Source organism: Vannielia litorea (assembly GCF_018424695.1).
GTDB lineage: Bacteria > Pseudomonadota > Alphaproteobacteria > Rhodobacterales > Rhodobacteraceae > Vannielia > Vannielia litorea_A.
Genome location: NZ_QTNQ01000163.1, coordinates 1 through 3625, shown reverse-complemented (window position 1 = coordinate 3625; position 3625 = coordinate 1). Strand labels below are relative to the sequence as shown.

At 71.5% G+C, this 3625-nt stretch carries 3 protein-coding genes; all 3 read left to right on the top strand.

Annotated elements, in window-relative coordinates; all coding sequences use genetic code 11:
- Positions 1-1377 (top strand): di-heme oxidoreductase family protein (locus tag DYI42_RS23510; protein ID WP_213549501.1); only part of this gene is annotated, 1377 nt, incomplete at its 5' end.
- Positions 1378-1411: 34 nt separating this feature from the next.
- Positions 1412-2392, top strand: coding sequence for an imelysin family protein (locus tag DYI42_RS23505; RefSeq protein WP_213549500.1), 981 nt, complete (start codon positions 1412-1414; stop codon positions 2390-2392).
- A gap of 49 nt (positions 2393-2441) precedes the next feature.
- Positions 2442-3530, top strand: coding sequence for a DUF1513 domain-containing protein (locus DYI42_RS23500; RefSeq protein ID WP_213549499.1), 1089 nt, complete (start codon positions 2442-2444; stop codon positions 3528-3530).
- Positions 3531-3625 lie beyond the last annotated feature (95 nt).

Sequence of the window (3625 nt, the reverse complement as noted above, 5' to 3'; positions counted from 1 at the left end):
GCCACCAGCTTCTCCGCCGCAGAAGCCTTCGAGCAAAACCCCGGCGGTGCGGCCACCGTGCGGCGGCGCGGCAACGCCGATGCCTTCTCCCAGCCCTCCGGCAACATCGACTTCGCCCGCGAACTGGATTTCAAGCTGGGCAACGGCCTCTTCCGCAAGCTCTGGGTCTCCGCCCCTTCCTCGACGCTCGCCTCCGACGGGCTCGGCCCGCTCTACAACGCCCGCTCCTGCCAGCGCTGCCACTTGAAAGACGGGCGCGGCCACCCGCCCCAGCCGGGCGAGGACGATGGCACCACCATGTTCCTGCGCGTCTCCATCCCCGGCGGGCCCGAGGACGGCATCGCCGAGATCGAGGGCTACCTCGCCACCCTCCCCGAGCCCACCTACGGCGGCCAGATGCAGGACCATTCCCTGCCCGGCATCCCCGCCGAATACCGCCTCGGCATCACCTATGAGGAAATCCCGGTGGCGCTTTCGGGCGGCGAAACCGCCTCCCTCCGCGCGCCCACTTACACGGCCGACAACCTCGGCTGGGGCCCGCTCCACCCGGAGGCCATGCTCTCCCCCCGCGTCGCCCCCCAGATGATCGGCCTCGGCCTGGTCGAGGCGATCCCGGCGGCAGACATCCTCGCAAACGCCGATGAAGACGACGCCGACGGCGATGGCATCTCGGGCCGCGCCAACATCGTCTGGTCGCTGGAGCATGACAAACCCATGCTCGGCCGCTTCGGCCTCAAGGCCGGCATGCCCACCATCCGCGAGCAATCCGCCGCCGCCTTCGCCGGGGACATCGGCATCAGCACCCCGCTCCACCCCAGCGGCGCGGGTGATTGCGTCCTCGCCCAATCCGCCTGCCAGCAAGCCCCCCACGGCGACACCGACGCGCGCGGCTTCGAGATCGGCGCCGACGGGCTCGACCTTGTCACCTTCTACTCCCGCAACCTCGCCGTCCCCGCCCGCGTGGCGGTGGATGACCCGCAGGTGCTCCACGGCAAGCAGGTGTTCTACGACACCGGCTGCACAAGCTGCCACACACCCAAATTCGTCACCCACCGGCTCGACGGCCAGCCCGAACAAAGCTTCCAGCTCATCTGGCCCTATTCCGATTTCCTGCTGCACGACATGGGCGAGGGGCTGGCCGACAATCGCCCCGAGGCGCGGGCGACGGGCACCGAGTGGCGCACCGCCCCGCTCTGGGGCATCGGCCTGACGGAACAGGTGAGCGGCCACACCCAGTTCCTTCACGATGGCCGCGCCCGCAATCTCCTCGAAGCCATCCTCTGGCACGGCGGCGAGGCCCGGCCCCAGCGGGACGCCGTGGTGGAGATGCCCCCCGAAGACCGCGCCGCCCTGATCCGCTATCTCGAAAGCCTGTAGGGTGGGCAATCTGCCCACCATCCGAAAGCCCCCGATGAAACATCTGCTCACTGCCCTCCTCCTCGCCACCCCGCTCCACGCAGGCGTGCCCGAAGCCATCGAAGGCCACATCCTCCCGCGCCACGCCGCATTCGCCGAGGCCGCCAGCGCGCTCGACGCCGCCGCGCAGGCCGATTGCACCGCAGAGGCCCTGAAGCCCGCCTACCACGATGCCTTCGACGGCTGGATCGGCGTGCAGCACCTCGCCCTCGGGCCCTTGCAGGATCTCGGCGGCCCGCTCGCCCTGCAATTCTGGCCCGATACCAAGGGCTTCACCGCGCGCCAGCTCGACCTGCTGCTGAAGGCCGCCGACCCGGCCACCACCACGCCCGAAGGTTTCGCCGCCCAGTCGGTCGCCGTGCAGGGCTTCATGGCGCTGGAGCGCATGCTCTACGACGAGGCGCTCTCGGGCTACGAACCCGGCAGCTTTTCCTGCGCCCTCACCCGCGCCATCGCCCATGACATCGCCGCCAAGGCCGAGGCGCTGAACGCCGGCTGGCCCGCCACCGCCGAGGCCCTGCGCACGGCGGGCGACGACGGCAACACCACCTACCTCGCGCCCCGCGAGGCCGCGCAGGCGCTCTTCACCGCCCTGATCTCGGGCATCGAGTATAACGACGACGCCCGCCTCGCCCGCCCGCTGGGCAGCTTCGAAAAGCCCCGCCCCACCCGCGCCGAGGCCTGGCGCTCGGGCCGGTCCCAGCGCAACCTTGCACTCTCGCTGGAGGCGCTGGAAGAGCTCGCCCGCCTGCTGGCCGATGGCGAGGCCAGTGAAACGCAAAGGCTCTTCGACGAGACCGAGGCCTGGCTCGCGGACCTCGACGAACCCGGCTTTCAGGGCGTGAGCGACCCGGTCGCGCGCATGGGGGTCGAAAGCCTCACCTCCTACCTCGAACTGCTCAAAGAGACCGCCGCCGCCGAGGTTGGCGACCACCTGAACGTCGGACAGGGCTTCAACGCGCTCGACGGCGACTGACACAGACCCACGATTTTTCGTACGAAAAATCGTAACCCCGGAGACGCCCATGATTGCCCGTCGGCACTTCATCGCCAGCCTCGCCGCCGCCGCCGCCCTGCCGCGGGCTGGCTGGGCCGACGCGGGCGCGCCGGCCTATCTCGCCGCCGCCCGCGCGCCCTCGGGCGCCTACCAGCTCTGCGGCCTCTCCGCCGCGGGCGCGCTGCGCTTTCAGCTCCCCATGCCCAACCGGGGCCACGCCGCAGCCGCGCACCCCACCCGGCCCCAGGCCGTCGCCTTCGCCCGCCGCCCGGGCCGCTTCGCGCTGGTGATCGACTGCACCTCGGGCCGCGAAACCGCCCGGCTGGAGGCCCCCGCCGGGCGGCACTTCTACGGCCACGGGGCCTTCCTGCACGGTGGCACGGTGCTGGCCACCTCCGAAAACGCCTATGAAGGCGGCGAAGGCGTCATCGGCCTTTGGGCCCCCGATGAAGGCTACGCACGGATCGGCGAGGTCGCCTCCGGCGGGATCGGCCCGCATGAGATCCTGACGCTGCCCGGCGACGAGAACCTGCTGGTGGCCAACGGCGGGCTGCGCACCCACCCCGACTCGGAGCGCGCCGTGCTGAATCTTGACACCATGCGCCCAAACATCGCCGTCGTCTCGCCCGACAGCGGCCCGCGCGAGGTGGCCGAGCTGCCCCCCGAACTGCGCTTCAACTCCATCCGCCACCTCGCCCTGCGCGCCGACGGCCTTGCGGGCTTCGCCATGCAGTGGCAGCGCGATCTGGCCGAGCCGGTGCCGCTGCTGGGGCTCTGGCAGGCGGGCCAGCCGCTGCGGCTGTGCACGGCGCCGCCGCTGCGCGCGCTGGCGATGCAGGGCTATGCCGGGTCGGTCGCCTTTTCCGGTGACGGCGCCTTCGTCGGCATCACCTCGCCCCGCGGCGGGGAGGTGCAGATTTTCGATGCCGCAACGGCGGAGCTGACGGCACATTGGCAACGGGCCGACATCTGCGGCCTGGCCCCGCGCGGCGCGGGGTTCCTCGCGTCGGACGGCATGGGCGGGCTCTTTGCGCTGGCGGCAGGCGGCACCGCCACGCCACTGGCCCGGCATCAGGCGAGCTGGGACAATCATCTCGTGCCGGTGCACGGGGTGTGAAGCCCGTGGGGGCCGGCTGCCCGCACGCCGCGCCGTTCAGTGGGGGCCAGCCCCCCACACCAAGTCGTTCAGTGGGGGGCCAGCCCCCCACACCC

What these genes read in the sequence shown, in the direction of transcription:
- DYI42_RS23505 (WP_213549500.1), top strand. Translation starts at nt 1,412, where the DNA reads ATGAAACATCTGCTCACTGCCCTCCTCCTCGCCACCCCGCTCCACGCA.
- DYI42_RS23500 (WP_213549499.1), top strand. Translation starts at nt 2,442, where the DNA reads ATGATTGCCCGTCGGCACTTCATCGCCAGCCTCGCCGCCGCCGCCGCC.